We start from the raw sequence: 22,916 nt of genomic DNA on the forward strand, positions 1-22,916 counted from the left end.
CGGCCTCGTCGCGGCGAGCCACACCGGCCGCCCGGGCATGATCGCCGCGGCTGCCCTGGCCGGACTCACCCAGCCGCCGGTCGGCCCCCTGGTCCGCGTCCACTGGTCACGCCTGCTGCACGCGCGCGAGCGGCCCGACCTCGTCCCCACCGCCCTCTCGTACGAGGCGACCATGGACGAGATCAGCTTCGTCGCGGGCCCGGCGATCGTCGGACTGCTCACGTCCCTCGGCCCGGCAGCACCGACCGTGGCGGCCATCGCCCTGCTCCTCCTGGCCACCCTGCCCTTCGCCCTGTCCCTCGCCCCCGGCGAAGCCGCACACCGACCGGCACCGGGTACCTCGCGAACTCCCTTGCCCCGACTGCCACTTGCGACCATGTTCCTTGCCATGGCCGCGATGGGCACCGTCTTCGGCGCCGTACAGACCGGCGTCACCGCCCACGCCGACGACAGCGGGCACCCCGGCAGCGCGGGACTCCTCTACGCCGTCTTCGGCGTCGGCAGCGCACTGGCGGGCGCCGCCTGCGCCTGGCTCCCCGCACGCTTCACGCCGCTCCACCGGTACGTGACCTTCGCGGCGACCTTGCTGCTGGGCACCCTCACTCTCGTGGCCGGAGACAGACTGCACGCCATCCCCGCGGCCATGGCCGTCGCCGGTGTGACCGTGGCCCCCTACCTGATCAGCCTGTACGCGCTCACCGAACGCCTCGCGCCCGCAGACCGGGCGACCGTCGCCCTGACGATCCTGTGCGCGGGCGGCCCGCTCGGCACCGCGACCGGGCAGGCGCTCGCCGGACACCTGGCCGACCGGCACGGCGCCGCCGGAGCCTTCCTGGTGGCGCCGGTCGCGGCGGCAGCGGCGCTGCTGCTCGCCGTGACTGTGGCTCTAGTGAACTCCTGCCGCTCCTCCGGCCCGAGCCGGGTGACCGAACGGGACGCGACCACCGGATGGCCATCCGCGCGAGCCGTTGCGGTCGAGTCCAAGACGCCCGAGTCTGAGGGAATGTGCCGGGCCACGAGGAGGACACGTGATGGCGACGAACGGTGACACACCGGATGCCGAACGGCGACGGCTGGCCGAGGCCGACGACTCCGGGGTGCCCTGGCGCCGTTGGGGCCCCTATCTGAGCGAGCGTCAGTGGGGGACCGTACGGGAGGACTACAGCCACAGCGGCGACGCCTGGTCCTACTTCACCCACGACCAGGCCCGCTCCCGCGCCTACCGCTGGGGCGAGGACGGCATCGCCGGCGTCAGCGACGACAAACAGCGGCTGTGCTTCGCGCTCGCGCTGTGGAACGGCCGCGACCCGATCCTCAAGGAGCGGATGTTCGGCCTCACCAACTCCGAGGGAAACCACGGCGAGGACGTCAAGGAGTACTACTTCTACCTCGACAGCACGCCCACGCACTCGTACATGAAGTACCTCTACAAATACCCGCAGGCGGAGTACCCCTACGAGGACCTCAAGGCCACCAACTCGGCACGCGGGCGCGGCGACTTCGAGTACGAACTCCTCGACACCGGCATCTTCGACGAGGACCGCTACTTCGACGTGTTCGTCGAGTACGCCAAGGCAGGCCCCGAGGATCTGCTGATCGAGATCACCGCCCACAACCGCGGCCCCGACGAGGCCCCGCTGCACCTGCTCCCGACCCTGTGGTTCCGGCACACCTGGTCCTGGGCCGGAGGCACCGCCGTCCCGTCCATCCACCAGGAGCCCGGCGGCCCGCTCCGCGCCGACCACGAGGAGCTGGGCCCTCGCTGGCTCTACTGCGACGCAGACACGCAGACCCTGTTCACCGAGAACGACACCAACAACGAGAAGATCTTCGGCAGTTCGAACGCGTCGCCGTACGTCAAGGACGGCATCGACCGGTACGTGGTCCAGGGGGAGACCGGAGCGGTCAACCCCGACCGGACCGGCACCAAGGCCGCCGTCCACCACGTGCTCACCGTCCCGGCCGGACAGAGCGCGACCGTCCGCCTGCGCCTCAGTGCCGCCGAACTGCCCGACTGGACCGGCGACTTCGACACCGTCATGACTCAACGGCGGGTGGAGGCGGACGAGTTCTACGACGGCATCACCTCCGCCGACTCGTCGGTCGACGAACGGCGGCTGGTGCGGCAGGCGTTGGCCGGGATGCTGTGGAGCAAGCAGTACTACTACCTCGACGTCGAGCGCTGGCTGTCCGAGCACGGCGTCGACCCGCTCGCCTCCGACCCCCGGGTGCGGAACAGCAACTGGTACCACATGGTCAACGACGAGATCATGTCGATGCCGGACGCCTGGGAGTACCCGTGGTTCGCCGCCTGGGACCTCGCCTTCCACACCGTCGCCCTGTCGATGGTCGATCTCACCTTCGCCAAGGGCCAGTTGGACCTGCTGCTGCGCCGCCTCTACCTCCACCCCAACGGCCAGATCCCGGCCTACGAATGGAACTTCGGGGACGTCAACCCGCCCGTGCACGCCTGGGCCACCCTGTTCCTCTACGAGCTGGAGAAGCACCGCACCGGCAAGGGCGACCGCGCCTTCCTGGAGAACGCCTTCCAGAAGCTGATGAAGAACTTCAGCTGGTGGCTCAACCGCAAGGACACCGACGGCAACAACGTCTTCCAGGGCGGCTTCCTCGGCCTCGACAACATCGGCGTCTTCGACCGCAGCGCGCCGCTGCCCACCGGCGGCCACCTCGACCAGGCGGACGGCACCGCGTGGATGGCGCTGTACTGCCAGAACCTCCTTGAGATCGCCATAGAGCTGGCGATCGACAACCCCGTCTACGTCGAGCAGGCGCAGTCCCTGTTCGAGCACTTCGCGTGGATCGCCGTCGCCATGAACCGCATCGGCGCCGACAACGCGAGCCTCTGGGACGAGGAGGACGGCTTCTTCTACGACGTGCTGCGACTGCCCGACGGCACGGCGACCCGGCTCAAGGTGCGCTCGCTCGTCGGCCTGATCCCCCTTGCGGCCACCAGCCTCGTCGGCGCCTGGGCGGACCAGCGCTTCCCCGAACTGGTCGCCGGAGCACGGGAGTTCATCGAACGTCATCCGGCCGTCGAAGCCACCATCTCCTCGCACGAGGCCATGGGCCCGAACGCCGACGGCCACTATCTGTTCGCCCTGTTCGGCGAGGACCGGCTGCGGCGCGTCCTGTCCCGGATGCTCGACGAGGACGAGTTCCTCGGCCCGCACGGCATCCGCTCCCTCTCCCGGTACCACGCCGAGCACCCCTACACCTTCGACGTGCACGGAGAGACATACGGAGTCGGCTATCTGCCGGCCGAGTCCGACTCCGGGATGTTCGGCGGCAACTCCAACTGGCGCGGCCCCGTGTGGTTCCCGGTCAACCTGCTGCTGATCCGCGCCCTGCTCAACCTGCACGCCTTCCACGGCAGCGACTTCACGGTGGAGTGCCCGACCGGCTCGGGCCGCCAACTCACCCTCTACGAGGTCGCCCGCGAGATCGCCGACCGGCTCACCGCCACCTTCCTCAGCGACACCGACGGACACCGCCCGGTGCACGGCGCCCAGGCCAAGTTCGCCAAGGACCCGCACTGGAAGGACCTGATCCTCTTCTACGAGTACTTCCACGGCGACAACGGCGCCGGTCTCGGCGCCTCCCACCAGACCGGCTGGAGCGGCCTGTCGGCCGTCACCGCCACCCTCTTCCACACCCTGGGCGACGGCGAGTGGTCGGCCCGGGGCCGCGAGAGCCTGCGCCCGACCGGCGACCGAGAGGAACCGCTGTCATGACCGCCTGGCCCGACCACCCGGTGATCTACGAGATCAACACCCTGATCTGGCTGGGCGAGTTGAGCAGCCGCCACGGCCGTCCCGTCACCCTCGGCGAGGTGCCCGCGCCCGCCTGGGACGAGGTCGCCCTCCCCGGTGTCGACGCCGTCTGGCTGATGGGCGTGTGGGAACGCAGCCCGGCCGGACTGGAGATCGCCCTGCGCGACGCCTCCCTCCAGGAGTCGTTCCGGGCGGCGCTGCCCGACCTCCGCCCGGAGGACGTCGCCGGATCGCCGTACTGCGTCCGGAACTACGTCGTCGACGCATCCCTCGGAGGCCCGGCGGGACTTGCGGAAGCGCGCGCCCAACTGGCCTCCCGCGGCGTCCGGTTGATCCTCGACTACGTCCCCAACCACGTGGCCCCCGACCACCCCTGGCTGACCGAACGCCCCGGCTGCCTGGTCCAGGGCACCCCGGACGACCTGGCCCGCGACCCGGGCGCCTTCCTGGAGACCGGCGGCAAGGTGTTCGCGCGGGGCCGCGACCCCTACTTCGCGCCCTGGCCCGACGTCGTCCAACTCGACGCCTTCAGCGAAGAGTTGCGCATGGCGGCCGTCGACACCCTGGCCTCGATCGGCGACCAGGCGGACGGCGTGCGCTGCGACATGGCCATGCTCCTGATGACCGACGTCTTCGCGAAGACCTGGGGCGAGCGCGCGGGCACGGCACCGGCCGAGGACTTCTGGCCGTACGTCGTCCCGAAGGTCCGCGAGCGCCACCCCGACCTCCTCTTCGTCGCCGAGGCGTACTGGGACCTCGAATGGGCCCTGCAGCACCAGGGGTTCGACCACTGCTACGACAAACGGCTCTACGACCGGCTGCTGCACGAGGGCGCGGAATCGGTGCACGGCCATCTCCAGGCCGACCTCGGCTACCAGCGCGGCCTGGTCCGCTTCCTGGAGAACCACGACGAACCCCGGGCCGCCGCCACCCTGTCACCCGAGCGGGAACGGGTGGCGGCGGTCACCATCGCCACGCTGCCCGGCGCGACCCTCTGGCACGAGGGGCAGTTCGAGGGGCGCCGGGTACGCCCGCCGGTCTTCCTCTCCCGTCGGCCGGAAGAGCCCGTCGACAAGGAACTCCTGGCCTTCTACCACCAGTTGCTCGCCGCGGTGGGCTCCTCCGGCATGCGTACGGGAGGGGAGTGGCAGTTGCTCGACTGCACCGGCTGGCCCGACAACCCGTCCCACGAGAATCTGGTCGCCTGGTCCTGGACGACTGATTCCAGCCGCCATCTCGTCGTCGTCAACCTCTCCGACCAGCCGGCCCAGGGACGGGTCCGCCTACCCTGGACCGACCTGCGCGGCGGCCCCCACCAACTCACCGAACTACTAACCGACTTGACCTATGATCGGGGCGGCGACGAACTCCTCGACCCCGGCCTGTACGTGGAGCTGGACGGGCTGCGATGGCATCTTGTCGCGTTGCTGCCCGGATCTTGACCTGTGGCCAACTGGTGAAGGATTGACGGGAGTTGTGAAAGGTGACAAGAATTCGGCTTACTTCGCTGTGCCTTTACTGAGCGAAGCACCTGCGAGCGGTCCGGTCGCGCACGCCCTCGATCGTTTCCTTTCGTGCGCCCGCCGCTAGCTCTGCCACCTCCCACACCTTTCACCATCGTCGAGGCTCACTTTGTCACGTTCGCACCACCTCCAATCCCTGTCCGCCCTCGCAGCCACCGCGTTCATCGCCGCCGCCGCGCCCGTGCTCGCGGCCGGCCCGGCGAGCGCCACCGAGAACGACACCTGCCAGTCCGCCACCGTGCAGTACCGCATCGTCGGCGCCGATGGAAACGTTGTCGGCGCCGACTGGACCTCGCAGGGCGGCTTCCACCAGTGGGACGCCGTCCCGGGCACCGTCGAGGTCCGGCTCGCTCCCGGCCAGAGCGTCGGCGACAGCTGCAAGTACCCCGTCTCGCTCGCCGAATACACCGCCGAAGGTTCCACCTGGTACACCTCCGGCCACCAGACCATGGTCGACAAGGCCACGGTCTACCTCACCGCCAAGGACGTCGCCGGCGCGGACGACTCGGGGCAGACCTGGCAGAAGCTCAACGTCGAGTCGCCCGACTGCTACGGCCAGATAGACCTGTACGGCGACGACGTCACCTACGACGGCGGTACGGGCGAGGGCCACGGCCCGCTCCCTTACGAGCCCGACAACATCATGACCCCGTACCACCTCATCGCGGCCTGGAACGGTGGCGACAAGGAGTGCACTCCCAGCACCCCCGACTCGCCCACCCCGACGCCGACCCAGCCGGACTCGGCCCCGCCCGCGACGCCGTCGACGCCGGCCGGCAGCACGCCTCCCGCCGAGGAGTCGACTCCGCCGGCCAGCCCCAAGCCGTCGACTACGCCTCCCACCTCCGCGCACGTCCCGCCGCTGAAGTCGACGCCGTCGCCCACGCCGAAGGCGACGCCCAACGGTGGCAAGCAGCCGCTGGCGGAGACCGGTTCCAACGCTCCGGTCGGCCTCCTCGCGGGCGGCGCGGCCCTCGTGATCGCCCTGGGCGGCGGTGTGGTGTACGCGGCGAGCCGCGCACGCCGCTCCTCCTGACACGACTGATCCGGGCACGCCCGGTGTGAACCAAGAGCCCCGCCCCGTGAATTGCCACAGGGCGGGGCTCACTCACGGCCGTGGCCAGGGACGCCCGCCGAGCCGCTCGATGTCGGTGTTGAAGCGTCGTAGAAAAGCCGCGAAGGCGTCGATGTCCTCGTCCGACCAGCCGTCCATGATCTGGTCCAGGGACCGGACGAGACCCTCGCGTTCCTCGTCGAGCATCCGCGCGCCCAGGTCCGTGATGCGGAACTTGCGGGCCATGCCGCCCTGCGGATCGGGGATGCGCTCCACCAGACCCGAGCGCATGGCCGCCGCCGTCTGCCGGTTGAGGGTGGACGTGTCGAGGCCGAAGGCGTCGCTCAACTCGCCGATCGACATGGGCCCTTGGATCCGGATCCGGCTCAGTAGGACGTAGGCGCTGCGCTCCAGCACACCGTCCTTGCGCCGACCGCCCTTCTGCGCGAGCAGCCCGTGCCGGCTGAGGAGCATCTGCTCGTACTCGATCTCGCGCGTACGCCTGTCCATTGGTCCGCTGCCTCCTGCTTCCCTCCGATGCCGCCGCCGTGTCATGCGGTTCGGGGCGGCCGGGCCCATCCTCGCACGACGGTATGCATCACCCACATCACATGGCTGATACATATGATGTGTACGATGCACATTCCTTCACGTCCCGACCGAACAGACATGCCGAGGAGTCCCGTCATGGACGCCCCCCAGCCCTCAGCCCGCGCAGGCGGCGTGGTCGCCACGCTGGCCTTCGCCGGTACCACGGCCGCGATCATGCAGACGCTGGTCACCCCGCTCATCGCCGACCTCCCGGAGATGCTGCACACCTCGTCCTCGAACGCCGCGTGGGTGATCACCGCCACCCTGCTGGTGGCGGCCGTCTGCGTGCCGGTCGTCGGCCGCCTCGGCGACCTGCTGGGCAAGCGCCGCATGCTGCTCGCCTGCTCCGTCCCGCTGATCCTGGGCTCGGTGGTCTGCGCGCTGTCCTCCTCGATCGTCCCGATGATCGTCGGACGCGGTCTCCAGGGCGTCGGCATGGGCATGGTCCCGCTGGGCATCGCCCTCCTGAGGGACGTCGTACCGCAGGAGCGACTCAGCCCCTCCATCGCGCTGGTCAGCGCCTCGATGGGCATCGGCGGCGGGCTCGGTCTGCCGATCGCCGCGGCCGTCGCCCAGTACGCCAACTGGCGTGCCCTGTTCTGGGGTTCGGCCGCCCTCGCAGCGGTGGTCGCCGCCCTGATCTGGTTCCTGATCCCGGACGTACCGGCCGCCGCCAAGGGCCAGCGCTTCGACGTGCCCGGCGCCTTCGGCCTGGCCGTCGGTCTCGTCTGCCTGCTGCTCGGTATCTCCAAGGGCGCGGACTGGGGCTGGAGTTCGGGCACCGTCCTCGGCTTGTTCGCCGTCGCCGTAGTGGCCTTCCTGGCCTGGGGTGTGTGGGAGCTGCGCACCGGCGACCCACTGATCGACCTCCGTACCACCGCCCGACCCCGGGTCCTGATCACCAACGTCGCCTCGGTCTTCGTCGGCGTCGCCATGTACTCCAGCATGCTGGTCGTACCGCAGCTGCTCCAGTTTCCCGCGGCCACCGGCTACGGCCTGGGCCAGTCGATGCTCGCGGCCGGCATGTGGATGGCACCCGGCGGCATCATGATGATGATCGTCTCCCCGCTCGGCGGAAAGCTGACCAACGTCCGCGGCCCGAAGTTCACCCTGATCAGCGGTGTCCTCGTCATCACCGTCGGCTACGCCCTGTCCATGGGCCTGATGAGCTCCGCCTGGGGCCTCATGGTCGTCTGCATCGTCATCAACAGTGGCGTCGGCCTTGCCTACGGCGCGATGCCGGCCCTCATCATGAGCTCGGTCCCCCTCTCCGAGACCGCCGCCGCCAACGGCTTCAACTCCCTCATGCGCGCCCTCGGCACCTCGATCGGCGCCGCGGTGATCGGCGTCGTCCTCGCCCAGATGACCAACACCGCGGGCGGCTACACCTTCACCTCCGAGGACGGCTTCCGCACCGGCCTCCTCATCGGCGGCGGCGTCGCCCTGCTCGCGGCCCTGGTCGCGGCGGCGATCCCGGCGGTACGCCAGGCGGCGCCCGCCGAGGAGAAGCCCGAGCCGGTCGCTGCGCGCGAGGAGGCCGGGGTCGAGTCCTGACCGGAGCGCGGTGAACGCACGGGGGATGCGCTGCCCGGCGACGAAGGACCGGGGGATCGGTCTCAGACGCCGGGCAGCGTGCTGTCCGGTGATCAACTCCCGAGTGGGACACGGTGGTTGAGGCGACCCCCTCCACTTCCCCGACCCCGACCGCTTCAACGTGCGACGCCGGGGCCCCGGACACCTCGCCTTCGGCCACGGCCTCCACCACTGCCTGGGCGCACCCCTGGCCCGCACCGAGGCCGCCATCGCCGTACGCCTCCTCCTGCACCACCGTCCCGACCTGGCTCTGGCCGCGGACCACGCGACGTTGACGTGGCGAACCGGCACGCTGCTGCGCGGTCTGAGCGCGCTGCCGGTGCGGTTCGGCCCGGTGGGAGATCCGGGAAGTGCCGGCTAGCCCAAGTCCAGTACCTCGGTGGGCAGTTGGGGAGCCGGCCAGTGAGGATCGGGACGCCGGCTCCGCAGACCCCCGTCGACAGCGAACGGTCCGGCGCCCGCTTCGATCATCGCCAGCACCGCCTCACGAGCCTCCCCGACCGCCCGGTGATCGGCCTCGCCGACCACTCCCAACCGGCGGCCGTGGGCGCACTCGTCCTCGTCCTTGTTCTTCCAGTCCCACCGTGACAGATCGGGTGCGACCACCAGACCACGTGTCGGGCGGCACCCACTGGAGATGGGCCGTGCTCCGCAACGCATGAGCACTCCACACCCTCCGCCGGAACACATCGCGCCTCACGGCGGTCCCACCCGGCTGGAATTCCCGCATGCGTGCCTCCGGATGCTCGGGTGATTCATCTCTGCCCGCGTGCCACCGCGCGGAACTCCAGCGGCGTACGGCCGTCCCGCTTGCGGAAGAACTTCGCGAAGTCGGTCGGTTCGGTGAAGCCGAGGGTGCGGGAGATGTCCGCCGCCGTGGCATCGGTGTGGACGAGGAGGCGTTTGGCCTCCAGGAGGACGCGGGCGTCGAGGTACTGCTTGGCGGTCGTGCCGGTGGCGGCGAGGGTCGCGCGGGTGAGGGTGCGCGGGCTGTAGCCGAGGGCGGTCGCGTAGTCGGAGACGTGGTGGCTGGTGCGGAAGTCCCGTTCCAGCGCGGCACTGTAGCGCCGGAACGTGTCGTCGGCCGGGGCGGACGACACCGGGTCCGGGCGGACGTGGGAGAGGCGGAGCAGCAGGACGGAGAGGAGCATGCGGAGGGTCTGGAGGTGTGCGTCGAGGGGGAGCGACGTCAAGTCGGCGTATTCGTGGGCGAGATGACGCAGTGTCAGGCGGGCTGCCCGGGCCTGGGGTTGGGCCGGGAGCAGTGGCGACTGGTCGAAGGGGGGATCGGTCGGGACGAAGCCGGGCTGCCAGATGACGATCGTGCCGCGGGCCGTCGTCAGGTCGTCGGGGACGTACTGGTGCACCTGTCCGGGACTCACCCACAGCCACCCGCCCGCTTCCACCGCGCAGTCCGTGAAGTCCACCCGGTGGCGCAGCGTGCCGTCGGTGACATGGATCAGGTGGTGGAAGTCCGGTCGCTGCGGGGCCGACAGATCGATGCCGCGGCGCGCACCGCGGGAGAGCAGCTCGGTGAAGTCCAGGACGTCCATACCGATGGGCGCGCCCAGCGATGGGCGGTACGACACATCGGTGATCTCAAGTTGAGGCTGACCGTTTTTTCCCATGGCGAGTCCCGAGCCTACCCTTGTCGGGCCCCGAACCGCTTCTACGGTCGAAAGAGCAGAGACCGGACTGGGCAAGGAGCTGGGCGACGTGCGACTGATCGTGGCGATGACCGGGGCGACCGGAGCCGTCCTGGGAGTGCGGCTGCTGGAGCAGCTGGCCGAGCTGCCCGAGGTGGAGACGCATCTCGTCCTCAGCCGGTGGGCCCGTACGACCGTGGAGCTGGAGACGGGACGCACCGCCCGCGAGGTCGCCGCTCTGGCCGACGTCGTCCACAACGCCGAGGACCAGGGGGCCACCATCGCCTCCGGGTCGTACCGCACCGACGGCATGGTGATCGTGCCCTGCTCCATGAAGACCCTGGCCGGCATCCGCACCGGCTACGCCGACGGGCTGATCGGACGGGCCGCGGATGTCGTACTCAAGGAGCGCCGCCCGCTGGTCCTCGTGCCGCGCGAGACCCCGCTGAGCGAGATCCACCTGGAGAACATGCTCGACCTCGCCCGCAAGGGCGTACGGATCGTGCCGCCGATGCCCGCGTTCTACAACCACCCCGCCACGGTCGACGACATCGTCACCCACATCACCTCCCGCGTCCTCGACCAGCTCGACCTGCCCGCCCCCGCCGCCAAACGCTGGGAGGGCATGCGGACCGCCCGCGGCGCACGCATCCACCCCGCCGCCTGACCGACAGCCACCGACGGACACCCACGGAGCCCCCATGCCCCACGACGACCTGCGCAGCTTCCTGGACACCCTGGACAAGGAGAACCAGCTGCTGCGGATCACCGAACAGGTGCTTCCCGAACCGGACTTGGCCGCCGCCGCCAACGCGGCCGGCCGCATCGGCGAAGGCGCCCCCGCCCTCTACTTCGACAACGTCAAGGGCTTCACCGACGCCCGCATCGCCATGAACGTCCACGGCTCCTGGCGCAACCACGCCCTCGCCCTCGGACTGCCCCCGGACACCTCCGTACGCGAACAGGTCGAGGAGTTCGCCCGCCGCTGGGACGCCTTCCCGGTCGCACCCGAACGCCGCGAGGACGCGCTCTGGAGGGAGAACACTCAACTCGGCCCCGGCATCGACCTGTTCAAGGTCCTCCCGCTGTTCCGGCTCAACGACGGCGACGGCGGCTTCTACCTCGACAAGGCCGCCGTGGTCTCCCGAGACCCGCGCGACCCGGACCACTTCGGCAAGCAGAACGTCGGCACCTACCGCATCGAGGTCATCGGCCGCGACCGCCTCGCCTTCCAGCCGGTCCCCATGCACGACGTGGCCCAACACCTGCACGCAGCAGAGGAGTTGGGCGAGGACCTGCCCATCGCGATCACCCTCGGAAACGACCCGGTGATCACGATCGTCGCCGGTATGCCGATGGGCTACGACCAGTCCGAGTACGAGATGGCAGGCGCCCTGCGCGGGGCCCCCGCACCCATCGCCACCGCGCCCCTCACCGGCTTCGACGTCCCCTGGGGCTCCGAGGTCGTCATCGAGGGCGTCGTCGAGAGCCGCAAGCGCCAAATAGAGGGCCCCTTCGGCGAGTTCACCGGCCACTACTCCGGCGGACGACGGATGCCGGTGATCCGTATCGACCGCATCTCCTACCGCACAGACCCGGTCTTCGAATCCCTCTACCTCGGCATGCCGTGGACCGAGGTCGACTACCTCGTCGGCCCCAACACCTGCGTCCCGCTGCTCAAACAACTGCGCGCCGAATTCCCCGAGGTGCAGGCCGTCAACGCCATGTACACCCACGGCCTCGCGGTGATCATCTCGACGAAGAAGCGCTACGGCGGCTTCGCCAAGGCGGTCGGCATGCGCGCGATGACCACACCGCACGGCCTCGGCTACGTCACGCAGGTGATCGTCGTGGACGAGGACGTCGACCCCTTCGACCTGCCCCAGGTGATGTGGGCGATGTCCGCGAAGGTCAACCCCCAGGACGACGTGGTCATCGTCCCCAACCTCTCCGTCATGGCACTGGCACCGGCGGCCGACACGCCCGGCATCACCAGCAAGATGATCATCGACGCCACGACCCCGGTCGCACCGGACGACCGGGGCCACTTCGACACCCCGGTACGGGATCTGCCCGAGACCGCCGAGTGGGCCGACCGCCTGCGCGCCCTGATCGCCGCCCGCTGACCCGACCCACGAACCACCGTCAGGAGCCACCCGCCATGATCTGCCCCCGCTGCGCCCACGACACGGTCGACACCGTGACCGCCTCACCGGTCCCCGGCGTGTGGGACGTACTCCAGTGCGTCCGCTGCCTGTACATGTGGCGTACCACCGAACCCGACCGCCGCACCCGGCGCGAGGCGTACCCCGCCGAGTTCCGCATGACACCGTCCGACATCGAGACCGCCCGGGAGGTGCCCGTCGTGCCGCCGCTGCTCGCCGGCTGAACCGCCCACGCTCGGCTACGGCCGCAACGGGCCCAACAAGCCGTCGAGTACCGCTACTTGACGCCGGGGCGTGGTGGTGTGGGGCAGCAGGACCGCGTTGATCTGGAAGCCCATGAGAGCCGCGAGCAAGGTGTCGACGACTTCGTCGTCAGGGGTTCTCGTGCCGATGTCGCCCTGTCGACGGGCCTGTTGCAGATAGCCGCACATCTGTGTCCGCCAGGCCCCTATGGCGTTCTCGTGGATCTCGGTCATGCGCGCGTCGTGAACAGCGTGGTCCCAGAAGGCGATGACGACCCGGGCCTCCATCAGGCGCACATCGTCGAGCGGCATGATCTCCAGGCAGAGCAGGCGCAGGGCCGGCAGGCCGGTCGCGTCGGCGATGGACTCGCGGGCGCGGACGTTGGTGCTCTCGAAGGCGTGCTGGAAGGCGGCGAGCAGGATCTCGTCCTTGTTGCGGAAGTAGCCGGTCAGCGCACCGTTGGCGTAACCGGCCTCGGCGGCGAGGTCGCGCATGGTGACGGCGTCGAGCCCGTGTCTTGCGATCAGAGCCCATACGGCTTCGATGATCTCGCGGCGCCGCGCGTCATGATCGACGATTTTGGGCATGCCCCGACCTTAATCCAGCCGCTTTCCATCGCTCCGACGCCGGTCCGACCCGGTCAGGCCAGCATGGCGGCCATGCCCAGGGCCATCATCGCGCCGCCGATCCCGCCGATCCCGCCGCGCGTACCGACGCACGGCGCACCGGGACGCAGCGCCCGCTGCATGACAGCACCCGCCCGGGCCAGCAGCCACAACACCACCGCCAGCGCGAACAGCCCGTGGCCGCCGGTGTGGTGGTCGTGCCGTCCCTGGGCGAGGCGGGCCATGGCCGCGGTGACCACGGCCATCACCGCGAGGTCGGCGGCGACCGGCCCACGGGTGAACAGACACATCCCCGCCGTCACGGCGGCGCCCATGAGCAGCGGGTACGGCCCCGGACCTCCCACCATCAGCAGGGTCACGGCGAGTGCGGTGGCGTGCGGGCCCCAGCGTCGTACGGGCCCCGGTACATGCCCCGCGAGGCACAGACCGGAGCCCGTCAGCGCGACGGCGGCCGGGAGGACGTCAGGCATCGCGGCGACGCCGTACGACGGCCGAGAACGCCCCGGCCGCGAAGAACAGGACGACGATCCCCTCGAAGAGCCGCGCGAGTGAGGCCGAACCGCCGATCAGGGTGGTGAAGTTGGCCAGCACCATGAACGTGATCCAGCACAGCCCCAGGGCGCCGAGCGCCGGTGCGAGCCGGGTGTGCCACAGCCGGGTGTCCACTCCCGTGCGGGCGAAGAAGGTGATGATCGCGACCCCGACGAGGATCATCAGCACCAGCACGCCGAGCGTTGCCAGACCGCTCATCCAGGTGAACAGCTCCAGCACCGGATCGGACCCCGCGAGTACGAACGCCCCCACCACCAGGGCCGCCGACACGCTCTGCACCAGCGAACCGGCGTGCGGCGAACCGTGCTTGGCGTGACTGCGGCCCAGGACCGCGGGGGCGTCGCCCTGGCGGCCGAGGGAGAACAGATAGCGGGAGATCGCGTTGTGGAAGGCGAGCAGCGCCGCGAACAGACTGGTCAGCAACAGGACTTCCATCGTGTCGGAGGCGGCCGGGCCGACGTACTGCCCGGCCACGGCGAAGACCAGCCCGCTCGTGTCCTTCGCCGCCGCACCCCGCACCTCGTCCGTGCCGACGGCCAGGACGACCGCCCAACTGGACAGCGCGTAGAAGCCCCCGATGGCGATGACCGCGAGGTAAGTCGCCCTGGGCACACTGCGTTTGGGGTCCCTCGCCTCCTCGCTGTAGATGGCGGTCGCCTCGAAGCCGACGAAGGACGCGACCGCGAACATCACCCCGATGCCCGCCGACCCCGTGCTGAAGGCACCCGGTGTGAAGGAGTCGAAGTCGATGCCGTGCGCGCCTCCTTGGGCGAGGATCGCCACCGTCATCACCGTGACGATGCCGACCTCCAGGACCAGCAGCACCGACAGCACCTTCGTGCCGACCTCGATGTTGCGGAAGCCCAGCACCGCGACCAGTCCCCACAGCGCCGCGGCCCACAGCCACCAAGGCAGGTCGGGGCCGCTGTACTTCACGACCAGCCCCTGAAGGGTGACACCGGACAGGCCGTAGATCCCGGCCTGGATCGTGCTGTACGTCAGCAGCGCCAGCCCTGCCGCACCGGTGCCGGTGATCCGGCCGAGCCCGGCGGTGACGTACGAGTAGAAGGCGCCGGTGTCGACGACATGGCGGCTCATCGCGGCGTACCCGACGCTGAAGAGCAGCAGGACGACGGCGACCAGCAGGTAGGCGGCAGGTACGCCGGGGCCGTTGCCGATGGCCAGCATGACCGGCAGGGCGCCGCCGATGGCGGTGAGCGGTGCCGCCGCCGCGACGACCATGAAGACGATCCCGCCGACTCCGATCGAGCCACGCAGTTTTGACGGTGTGTCAACTGATCCGGTGCTGATGGTCTGTTCAGACATGGCAGCCTCCCGAACCCGTCCCGCAGGCGCTGTGGGCGGAGGTGCTCGGCGGCACGTCGAGGGTGGGGTTGCGGTCGAAGAAGCCGACCGGCTTGAGCGTGAAGCCCGTGGTGTCGACCGGCATGATCGGCCAGTCCTCGGGGCGCGGGGCGTGGGTCAGTCCGAAGGTGTGCCAGACGACGAGGTCCTGCCCGTCGAGGTCCCGGTCGGCGGCGGCGTACGCGGGCAGCCCCGCCCCGCCGGGATGCTGGTTGACGAAGTCGCCCGCCGGGTAGCGCTCGGCGGGGTCGTAGGCGGTGACCCACAGGTGCTTCGTGGCGAAGGCGGCGCGGGCCGCGACCGAGGACCCCGGATCGGCGAGCAGAGCCGGTCTGCCCTCCGGGTGCAGGGCGTAGGCGACCGGCCGCCCGAGCCGGTTGAGCGACTCGGGGTTGGAGATGTGCCACACGCGGTCCACGCCCGCGTCGGCCATCCGCTGTGCCTCGCTCTCCCGCGTCAGCGGGGTGCGCTTGAGGGCGAAGGCGTTGCCGCGCAGGTTGTCGGGGCCCATCGGCACCCGGACCGTCTCGATCTCCTCGACGCGGTTGACGGGACCGTCCACCGCCATGTCCAGCCGCGCGCTGAACAGGTGTTGGTGGTACGGGGCGCCGAGGCCGGGGGCGAGTTCGGTGGCGTAGGGGTAGTCGCCGCCGGGGTGGGCGGAGGTGAAGACGACGCCGGTGGCCTTGGCCTCGAACTCGATGGTGCCGTCGAGGTACAGGTACCAGTAGAAGCCGTAGTCGTAGTTCCCGACCGTGGTGAAGAAGGAGAGCACCATGCGCCGTTGGCGTCGGGTCTCGGCGGAGCCCGCCCAGAGGTCGGTGTGCTTCCAGAGGATGCCGTAGTCCTCCTCGTGCAGACAGACGGCGTTGGTGAGTGTCTGCGGCGTGCCGGTCTCGTCGGCGATCACCGCGTCGAGGTACGTGATGTCGCCGAGGCAGTCGCAGCCGAGCTGGAGCGCGTTGGCGTAGCGGCCGATGAGGTACTCGCCGGTGTCGAAGTAGTTCTGCCAGGACCGGACGGGGGAGGGGTCGGCGTACGGGACGACCATCTCGGCGATCGACGCGCGGTGGATCACCGGGCGTCCGGCGAAGGAGAGTTGATGGAGTATCAGCCCCTCGCGGGCGTCGAAGCCGATGCGCAGGGACCAGTTCTCCCACGTCAGCGCATTGCCGTCGAGGGTGAAGCTCGGCCCTTGCGGCTGGGTGATCTCGATGGGCTTCAGGGTGGTGCGCGGCGGGCCGGTGACGGCCGGGTCGTCGAAGTTTCCCGACTCCTCGGGCACCGGTACCGGGCCGAGGTCGATGACCTGGTCCACGGTCCGGTTCAGGACGTCCACATGGGCGACGAGCCCGTCGACGGGATGCGCCCACGCGTGGTCCTTCGCGTGTTGCTGTACGAAGGCCAGGCCGCGCAGGATGCGGCGGCCCCGCTCCTGCGGGTACTCGGCGTCGTACACGCCCGCGGAGAGCGGGGCGACGCGCACCGAGTCGGGGTCCAGACCGCGGGAGGCAAGGGCGGACAGCCAGCGGGCGTCCTTCGCGAGGATCTCCTCGACGAGCGCGAACTCCTCGTCCAGGACCGGGAGTTGGCCCTCCGTCGCGGCGTCGATCAGCCGGTGCGTCACGACCCGGGACTCGGTCAGGGAGATCGTCGCGTCGCGGGAGGGGCCGCCGGAGATGTCGAGCAGCAGGACCCGTAGCCGTCGATCCTCGTGCTCCGGTGCGGACTTGGGCGGGTCGAGGAGTCCGAGGTAGGCGAAGCGGGTGGCCTCCGTGACCAGCCCGGCCGCCACGAGAAGCTCGCGGGCGGCGGTGATCTCTTCAGGGGTGAGCGGGGCGAGCGGGTCCAGGGGATGAGGAGCGGCAGCCATGCGGGCCTCCGGGAGATTTTTTCTCTACGTTCGTAGAGCAAAAAATCGCGCGGCCACGTTTCGCTCGGCAGTACGCCCGCGTTGCCTTGCTGTTAAGTCGGTGAAAGTCGGGGAGCCGCGTCAGATGGCCAGGACCGCGCGCACTCGCTTGCCGCCCCCGGTGAGCGGTGTGACGTCCAGACGGTGGGCCAGACAGCGCACCATGGCCAGACCGCGCCCGCTCTCGCCCTCGGCCGTCAACGGCCGCACGCGGGGCGGGCTCGGACTGTCGTCGTAGACCTCGACCGTGACCTTCTGGTCGGACAGTTCGAGACGCAGCCGGCACTCGCCGCGCCCGTGCTCGGTCGCGTTGGCGACCAGTTCGGAGACGATGAGCGTCGCGTCGTCGATCTGCTCCTCGTCCACCCGCGCCATCCGACTGCGGGAGCGGGCTAGGAACTCCGATGTCAGCCTTCGCGCCTGACCCGCCGCCGCGGCCTCGTCCGGCAGCAGGTACTCCACGCGTACGGAACGCCTATGGGTACGCCGATGCGTACGCATGGCGAATCACTTCCCCTCCTAGGACACCCGGTATCCCCGCGGCGCCACACCGCACCGGGGCCGCTGCATGTCTTGCGCGGCGGGTCCTGCACACTTCACTTGCCCGGAGTCGGTGATCGCCAACCGGTCTGCGCCACATGGTTGTCGCCGATCAGGAAATGTCAGTTCTCGGAATCAATTGGGTAAAGGGCCGGGCGCGTCCGAGGGCTTGCCTGGCAGCCTTGCGATGTCCAGGGTGGGGGAGGGACCCCTGCGCGGAAGGCGAGGGCGGCTCCGGACGCCGCGACGCCGTTGGAGTGGACCATGGCCGCAACGAAGCCGCAGCGCAGTCTCTCCGTGCTGACCTGGCTGCCCGCCGCGGTGATGGCGGTGGTCGCCGTCGGGGACGTCGTCACCGGCCCCGGACTCGGCTTCCTGCCACTGGCCTCCCTCGGGCCGGCCTTCGCCGGACTGGTCGGCGGCTGGCGCCGCACCGCGTGGTTCGGCGCGGCGGCCCTCGCACTGTGCGTCGGACTCGGCCTCTACGACGGCCTGTTCCAGGAACGCAAGGGCTTCCTGGCGATGGTGTCGGTGGTGGGCGTGACCGGCGCGGGCATCGCCGCCGCCGTGATGCGCGGACGCCGCGAGGCCGAGCTGGCCAGCGTGCGGTCCATCGCGGAGGTGGCCCAACGCGTCCTGCTGCGGCCGGTGCCGCTGACCGCGGGCCCGCTCCAGGCCGCGGTGTCGTACACCTCGGCCGTCGCCGAGGCCCGGATCGGCGGTGACCTCTACGAGGTGGTCGCCTCCCCGCACGGCGTGCGGGTGATCGTCGGCGACGTACAGGGCAAGGGGCTGGCCGCGGTCGAGACGGCCGCCGTGGTGCTCGGCGCGTTCCGGGAGGCCGCGCACGACGAACCCGACCTGGTGGGACTCGGCGAGCGCCTGGAACGCAGCGTCTCCCGGGTGCTGTCCGACGAGAAGTTCGTGACCGCCGTCCTCGCCGAGATCGGCACGGACCACGAGGTGCTCTTCCTCAACTACGGCCACCCGCCCCCGATGGTCGTACGACGCAACGGCGCCGCCGACTTCCCGGCACCGCCCGCCTACGCCCCGCCGCTCGGCCTCGGCGGCGCCCACGGCAGCGAGACCCCGAAGCCGTTCTCCGTACGCTTCGCACCGGGCGAGCAACTGCTGCTCTACACCGACGGCGTCACCGAGGCCCGCGACGAGCGCGGCACCTTCTATCCGCTCGGCGAGCGGGCGCACCTGCTGAAGGAACCCGACGCGCAGAGGGCCCTCGACTCGCTGCGCGAGGACCTGGTCCGCCATACGGCGGGCCCGCTCCACGACGACGCCGCGATGCTCCTGCTGCGCTACCACGGGCATGCGGAGACGACGGAAGAGACCTCGCCCCTCGGGTGAGCTAGGGAGTTCCGTGACGGCCTCGTCGTCGCCCCAAGTCATTGCTGCGTCAATCAAGTAAACTGGTGGCATGGCCACGCCCGAGCAGTCCTCGCAGCCCATGAGCCCGCACGAGGAGGCACTGGTGCGCGAACTCGCGCGGGTCATGCTGGTGCTGCCCCGCGCGGTCGACGCCGACATGATGCGCGAGCAGCGCCTGCCGCTGTCCGAGTACACGACCCTGATGCACCTCTCCGAGGCCACGGACCGCCGGATGCGCATGAGCGAGCTGGCGTCCGTCTGCAACCTCTCGCTGAGCGGCATGACCCGCATCGTCACCCGCCTGGAGACACAGGGCCTGGTCGCACGGGAACGCTGCGCCGAGGACGCCCGCGGCTGGAACGCGGTCCTCACCGACCGCGGCCTCGCCCGCCTCCAGGAGGCATGGCCCGCCCACCTCGCCAGCGTCCGGCGCCACGTCCTCGACCACGTCGACGCCGCCGACCTGACCCGGCTCCTCGGCCTGATGCGCCGTATCGCCACCTGACCCACCGAGCAGACCCAAGGAGTACGACATGACCAAACCGACCAGTACCGATGGCGTTTCGCTCGGTCTCGACACGTTCGGCGACGTCACGAACGACGCGGACGGCAAGCAGCTGACCCACGGCCAGGCCATCCGCCGCCTCGTCGAGGAGGGCGTCCTCGCCGACCAGGTCGGCGTCGACCACTTCGGCATCGGCGAGCACCACACCGAGGCGATGCCGCTGTCGGCAGCCGACGTCGTCCTCGCGGCCATCGCCGCGCGCACCTCCAACATCCACCTCAGTTCGGCCGTCACCGTGATCAGCTCCGACGACCCCGTCCGCGTCTACCAGCGCTACGCCACCCTCGACGCCGTCTCCGCCGGCCGCGCCGAAGTCATCCTCGGGAGAGGATCGAGCACCGAGTCCTTCCCCCTGTTCGGCTACGACCTGGACGACTACGAGGAACTGTTCGAGGAGAAGGTCGCCCTCTTCGCCGAACTGCTCAAGGAGAAGCCCGTCACCTGGCACGGCAACACCCGCGCCGCCCTCGACGGGCTCTCCGTCTACCCGCACAGCGAGACCGGCTCGATCCCCACCTGGATCGGCGTCGGCGGCAGCCCCCAGTCGGTGATCCGCACCGCCCAGTACGGGTTCTCCCTGATGCTGGCGATCATCGGCGGGGACACAGCCCGCTTCGCCCCGTTCTCCCAGCTGTACCGCCGGGCGCTGGCGGAGTTCGGCCACCCGGCGCGGCCCATCGGCGTGCACGCGCCAGGCCATGTCGCCGCCACCGACGAACAGGCGGTGGAGGAGTTCGTGCCGGCCTTCCAGGAGCTGATCCGCAGTGTCTCGCGGGAACGCGGCTTCCGCACCCCGACCCGCGAGAGCCTCATGCGCGACGTCGGCCCCGGTGGTGCACTGCACGTCGGATCACCCGAGACCGTGGCCCGAAAGATCGCGGACACCCTGAAGACCCTCGACGCGACCCGCTTCAACCTGAAGTACGGCATCACCGGAATGCCCCACGACACCCTCATGACCAACATCGAGCTCTACGGCACGAAGGTGGCACCCCTGGTGCGTGAGTTGATGGCGGACTGAACCCACGGGGTCCCGGAAACCCCGTTGCGGGCCGGGGGCCGTCACCCGACAGTGGATCCATGACCGCCCCCACCTCTCTGCCGCCCGGCCTGCGCGTCCGTCCGGCGACACCGGACGACGCGGCGGTGGTGTGTGCCCTGCTCAATGAGGTCGACCTGCTGGAGATCGGCCGTCCGGACACCGAACTGGCCGAGGTCCAGACGGACTTGAAGCACCCTGAGGTGGACCTGGAGCGCGACTCCTGGCTGCTCTTCGAGGGCGCCCGCCTGATCGGCTACGGCCTGCTGTGGGACGACTCGGGCGGCGAGCGGATCGACATCGACCACTACATCGTGCCGGACCGACTGCCGGGCGCCCTGCACCTGTTCGACCTGATGGAGGCCAGGGCCGCGGAACGCGCCGCCGCCAACGGAGCGTCCCGTGCCGTGGCCCACCTGCACCTCACCCTCGCCCCCACCATGGACCTGCCCGCACTGCGCGGCCGAGGCTGGCAACCGGTCCGCCGCTACAACGTGATGGCGCGTCAACTGTCCCAGTCGGCCGACCCGTTGCCCGCCTCCCCGCCCGGCGTGACCTTGCGCCCCTGCCTGGAGGAAGCGGACCGCCGACGCGCCCACGCGCTGCTCCAGGAGGCCATGACCGAGCACTTCGACTTCCAGTACCGCACGTACACGCAGTGGTTGGACGACATCGACGCCGAGCGGGTCGACTGGTCGCTGATCTGGATCGCCCACGTCGACGGCCTCGGGGACGCCGCGATGCTGCGCAGCCACAACGACCGCGCCTCCATGGCCTGGATCGGCAACCTCGCCGTCCTGCGCCAGGCCCGCGGCCGGGGCCTGGGCAGCCATCTCCTGCGGTACGGCTTCGGCCACTACGCGGCGCTGGGCCGCGACTGTATCGGCCTGGGCGTGGACACCGACAACACGAGCAACGCGCTCGCCCTGTACGAACGGCACGGCATGACCCTCGACTACGGGGTCGACACCTGGGAGTTGATCCTCCCCGTCACCTGCGGGTGAACGACTTGAAGGTGTGGCTGAAGTACCAGGTGTCCTGGGCGATTCCGGAGCAGTTGTTGGCGCCGCCGGTGCCCACACAGTTGCCGTTGTCGCGCTGGAGCGCCCAGAAGGAGAGCGTGTTGATGCCCCGGGCCGCGGCCCACTTCTTCACGGTGACCGCGTTCTGCGTGGTGAAGGTCTCCGCCGGGCCGAAGTCGTCGATGCCGGGCATCTCGGTGACGCCGATCGTCTTCCACAGCTTCGCCGGGTTCTTCTTCGGGTGGAGCGCGGCGAGTTGGGCGTGCAGGCCGGTGGCGGCGGTCTTGGTGTCCTCCGCCATGTCGTGGGCGGCGCCGTCGTAGTAGTCGAACGTCATGATGTTGACGACGTCGACGCGCGCGCCGTTGTCGACGGCGTTCTGCAGCAGGGCCACGCCGTTGGGCGCGAGACCGGTGGTGGTGGTCGGCAGCGTGTAGGAGAACTCCACGCTGCGGCCGGTGCGTTCGGCCCAGCGCTGCACCTTCGCGATCGCCTTGTTGCGGCGGTCGATGCCGGCGGTGTTGTTGATGGAGTCGGCCTCGATGTCGAGGTCGATGCGGCTCACGCCGTAGGTCGTGACCAGGCTCTCGTAGACCTTGGCGATGGCGTCGACATCCGTGCAGCTGTCGGCCAGTTCGGTGTTGGTGGTGTCCGCGCTGTAGCCGCCGAAGGACGGGATGACATTGCCGCCGCGCGCCTGGATCGTGGCGATGTCCTTGCCGAAGGTGGACTTGGCGATCGGCTGGGCGGGCAGGCCGTTCCAGTACGCCGTGCACGAACCGGGCGCCTCGGTCTGCAGGAACGCCATCGTGAGGTACTTGTTGCCGGAGGCCGCGGCGAGCGCGGCCGGACTCTCACCGGTCCACGCCTCGAAGTACGGCGCCGCGACATGATCCGGCATGGGCTGCGCGCGATGATCTGCGTTCGCGGCACCCCCGCCGAGAGCAACAAGCCCCGTGGACAAGGCGGTTACGGCCGCGCATGACAGTGACGCGCGAAGAGGCCCAGGTCGTCTCATTGACGCTCCCATGCTGAAAGGAGAGAAGTCGCCCCGGACCGGGGCGAACAGCGACCATATTTGGACTAGACCAATCGTCTGTCAAGGTTCTTTACAGTGAACTGACCGGTACGGCAGGGGAATTCGTCGAGGGGAGCCCGATGCGCGTCCTGTTCACGTTCATCGGTGGCAGCGGTCACTTCCGCCCTCTCGTCCCCGTGGCCCGAGCGGCTCAGGCCGCGGGGCACACGGTCGCCGTTGCCGGTGCGGGAGGCAGGGGGCCCGAGATCGTGGCCGCCGGGTTCACCG

At 70.0% G+C, this 22,916-nt stretch carries 21 protein-coding genes and 1 pseudogene; 13 read left to right on the plus strand and 9 right to left on the minus strand.

The annotated features are described in order from the left end of the window. From R6V09_RS16415 to R6V09_RS16430, 4 genes are all read left to right on the plus strand, one after another. The coding region (locus R6V09_RS16415) for an MFS transporter (protein WP_317882152.1) at window positions 1-1,048 on the plus strand (1,048 nt) is incomplete at its 5' end. After that, window positions 1,032-3,752, plus strand: a complete 2,721-nt coding sequence (locus tag R6V09_RS16420; RefSeq protein ID WP_317882153.1) for an MGH1-like glycoside hydrolase domain-containing protein — start codon at window positions 1,032-1,034, stop codon at window positions 3,750-3,752. The genes R6V09_RS16415 and R6V09_RS16420, both read left to right, overlap by 17 nt. Then, window positions 3,749-5,233 (plus strand): alpha-amylase, encoded by a 1,485-nt coding sequence (locus R6V09_RS16425; protein ID WP_317882154.1) that lies wholly within the window; start codon window positions 3,749-3,751, stop codon window positions 5,231-5,233. Before R6V09_RS16420 ends, R6V09_RS16425 begins: the two co-directional genes overlap by 4 nt. 190 nt (window positions 5,234-5,423) lie before the next feature. After that, window positions 5,424-6,350, plus strand: a complete 927-nt coding sequence (locus R6V09_RS16430) for a hypothetical protein (protein WP_317882155.1) — start codon at window positions 5,424-5,426, stop codon at window positions 6,348-6,350. A gap of 72 nt (window positions 6,351-6,422) precedes the next feature. Here R6V09_RS16430 and R6V09_RS16435 read toward each other — a convergent pair whose 3' ends face one another. Then, window positions 6,423-6,878, minus strand: a complete 456-nt coding sequence (locus tag R6V09_RS16435; protein WP_317882156.1) for a MarR family winged helix-turn-helix transcriptional regulator — start codon at window positions 6,876-6,878, stop codon at window positions 6,423-6,425. Between the two features lie 177 nt (window positions 6,879-7,055). Between R6V09_RS16435 and R6V09_RS16440 the strand changes: the two genes are divergently transcribed. Together R6V09_RS16440 and R6V09_RS16445 are read left to right on the plus strand one after the other, a co-directional pair. Then, on the plus strand, window positions 7,056-8,513 hold the full coding sequence (locus R6V09_RS16440) for an MFS transporter (protein WP_317882157.1): 1,458 nt from the start codon (window positions 7,056-7,058) through the stop codon (window positions 8,511-8,513). Window positions 8,514-8,637: 124 nt separating this feature from the next. Further along, window positions 8,638-8,913: pseudogene (locus tag R6V09_RS16445) on the plus strand (cytochrome P450); the annotation flags it as partial. Here R6V09_RS16445 and R6V09_RS16450 read toward each other — a convergent pair. Then, a complete protein-coding gene (locus tag R6V09_RS16450) occupies window positions 8,910-9,158 on the minus strand; it encodes a hypothetical protein (RefSeq protein WP_317882158.1) in 249 nt (82 codons plus the stop codon). The pseudogene R6V09_RS16445 and the gene R6V09_RS16450 sit on opposite strands and share 4 nt — an antisense overlap. 149 nt (window positions 9,159-9,307) lie before the next feature. Continuing rightward, the gene (locus R6V09_RS16455; RefSeq protein ID WP_317882159.1) at window positions 9,308-10,180 is read right to left on the minus strand and encodes a helix-turn-helix domain-containing protein; all 873 of its coding nucleotides are present in this window, start codon (window positions 10,178-10,180) and stop codon (window positions 9,308-9,310) included. A gap of 88 nt (window positions 10,181-10,268) precedes the next feature. Here R6V09_RS16455 and R6V09_RS16460 point away from each other — a divergent pair, with 88 nt between their 5' ends. The 3 genes from R6V09_RS16460 to R6V09_RS16470 are packed head-to-tail and all read left to right on the plus strand — an operon-like array spanning window position 10,269 to window position 12,587. Then, window positions 10,269-10,865: a non-oxidative hydroxyarylic acid decarboxylases subunit B gene (locus R6V09_RS16460; RefSeq protein WP_317882160.1), complete on the plus strand. Its 597-nt coding sequence runs from the start codon at window positions 10,269-10,271 to the stop codon at window positions 10,863-10,865. A gap of 34 nt (window positions 10,866-10,899) precedes the next feature. After that, complete coding sequence (locus tag R6V09_RS16465) at window positions 10,900-12,324, plus strand: non-oxidative hydroxyarylic acid decarboxylases subunit C (RefSeq protein WP_317882161.1); 1,425 nt, start codon at window positions 10,900-10,902, stop codon at window positions 12,322-12,324. Between the two features lie 35 nt (window positions 12,325-12,359). After that, window positions 12,360-12,587, plus strand: a complete 228-nt coding sequence (locus tag R6V09_RS16470) for a non-oxidative hydroxyarylic acid decarboxylases subunit D (protein ID WP_317882162.1) — start codon at window positions 12,360-12,362, stop codon at window positions 12,585-12,587. Window positions 12,588-12,602: 15 nt separating this feature from the next. Here R6V09_RS16470 and R6V09_RS16475 read toward each other — a convergent pair whose 3' ends face one another. From R6V09_RS16475 to R6V09_RS16495, 5 genes are all read right to left on the minus strand, one after another. Continuing rightward, window positions 12,603-13,193: a TetR/AcrR family transcriptional regulator gene (locus R6V09_RS16475; protein WP_317882163.1), complete on the minus strand. Its 591-nt coding sequence runs from the start codon at window positions 13,191-13,193 to the stop codon at window positions 12,603-12,605. A gap of 53 nt (window positions 13,194-13,246) precedes the next feature. Continuing rightward, window positions 13,247-13,702: a hypothetical protein gene (locus R6V09_RS16480; protein ID WP_317882164.1), complete on the minus strand. Its 456-nt coding sequence runs from the start codon at window positions 13,700-13,702 to the stop codon at window positions 13,247-13,249. Continuing rightward, window positions 13,695-15,110 (minus strand): APC family permease, encoded by a 1,416-nt coding sequence (locus tag R6V09_RS16485; RefSeq protein WP_317882165.1) that lies wholly within the window; start codon window positions 15,108-15,110, stop codon window positions 13,695-13,697. Before R6V09_RS16485 ends, R6V09_RS16480 begins: the two co-directional genes overlap by 8 nt. Further along, window positions 15,103-17,022 (minus strand): primary-amine oxidase, encoded by a 1,920-nt coding sequence (locus tag R6V09_RS16490; protein WP_317882166.1) that lies wholly within the window; start codon window positions 17,020-17,022, stop codon window positions 15,103-15,105. The genes R6V09_RS16485 and R6V09_RS16490 overlap by 8 nt, the downstream gene beginning before the upstream one ends. 120 nt (window positions 17,023-17,142) lie before the next feature. Further along, window positions 17,143-17,523 carry an ATP-binding protein gene (locus R6V09_RS16495; RefSeq protein WP_317882167.1) on the minus strand — a complete coding sequence of 127 codons (381 nt, stop codon included), beginning with the start codon at window positions 17,521-17,523 and terminating at the stop codon, window positions 17,143-17,145. 342 nt (window positions 17,524-17,865) lie between these two features. Here R6V09_RS16495 and R6V09_RS16500 point away from each other — a divergent pair, with 342 nt between their 5' ends. The 4 genes from R6V09_RS16500 to R6V09_RS16515 all read left to right on the plus strand — a co-directional run bounded on the left by R6V09_RS16500 (window position 17,866) and on the right by R6V09_RS16515 (window position 21,592). Continuing rightward, the gene (locus R6V09_RS16500) at window positions 17,866-18,963 is read left to right on the plus strand and encodes a PP2C family protein-serine/threonine phosphatase (protein WP_317882168.1); all 1,098 of its coding nucleotides are present in this window, start codon (window positions 17,866-17,868) and stop codon (window positions 18,961-18,963) included. Between the two features lie 70 nt (window positions 18,964-19,033). Beyond that, window positions 19,034-19,489, plus strand: a complete 456-nt coding sequence (locus R6V09_RS16505; protein WP_317882169.1) for a MarR family winged helix-turn-helix transcriptional regulator — start codon at window positions 19,034-19,036, stop codon at window positions 19,487-19,489. 28 nt (window positions 19,490-19,517) lie between these two features. Continuing rightward, entirely contained in the window at window positions 19,518-20,570 is a 1,053-nt protein-coding gene (locus R6V09_RS16510) for an LLM class flavin-dependent oxidoreductase (RefSeq protein ID WP_317882170.1), read from the plus strand. A gap of 59 nt (window positions 20,571-20,629) precedes the next feature. Continuing rightward, window positions 20,630-21,592, plus strand: coding sequence for a GNAT family N-acetyltransferase (locus R6V09_RS16515; protein ID WP_317882171.1), 963 nt, complete (start codon window positions 20,630-20,632; stop codon window positions 21,590-21,592). On the opposite strand, the gene R6V09_RS16520 is transcribed toward R6V09_RS16515, so the two are convergent. Further along, complete coding sequence (locus tag R6V09_RS16520) at window positions 21,579-22,511, minus strand: chitinase (RefSeq protein ID WP_317882172.1); 933 nt, start codon at window positions 22,509-22,511, stop codon at window positions 21,579-21,581. The genes R6V09_RS16515 and R6V09_RS16520 overlap by 14 nt on opposite strands. Window positions 22,512-22,916 lie beyond the last annotated feature (405 nt).

Source organism: Streptomyces sp. W16 (genome assembly GCF_033194735.1).
Lineage (GTDB): Bacteria > Actinomycetota > Actinomycetes > Streptomycetales > Streptomycetaceae > Streptomyces.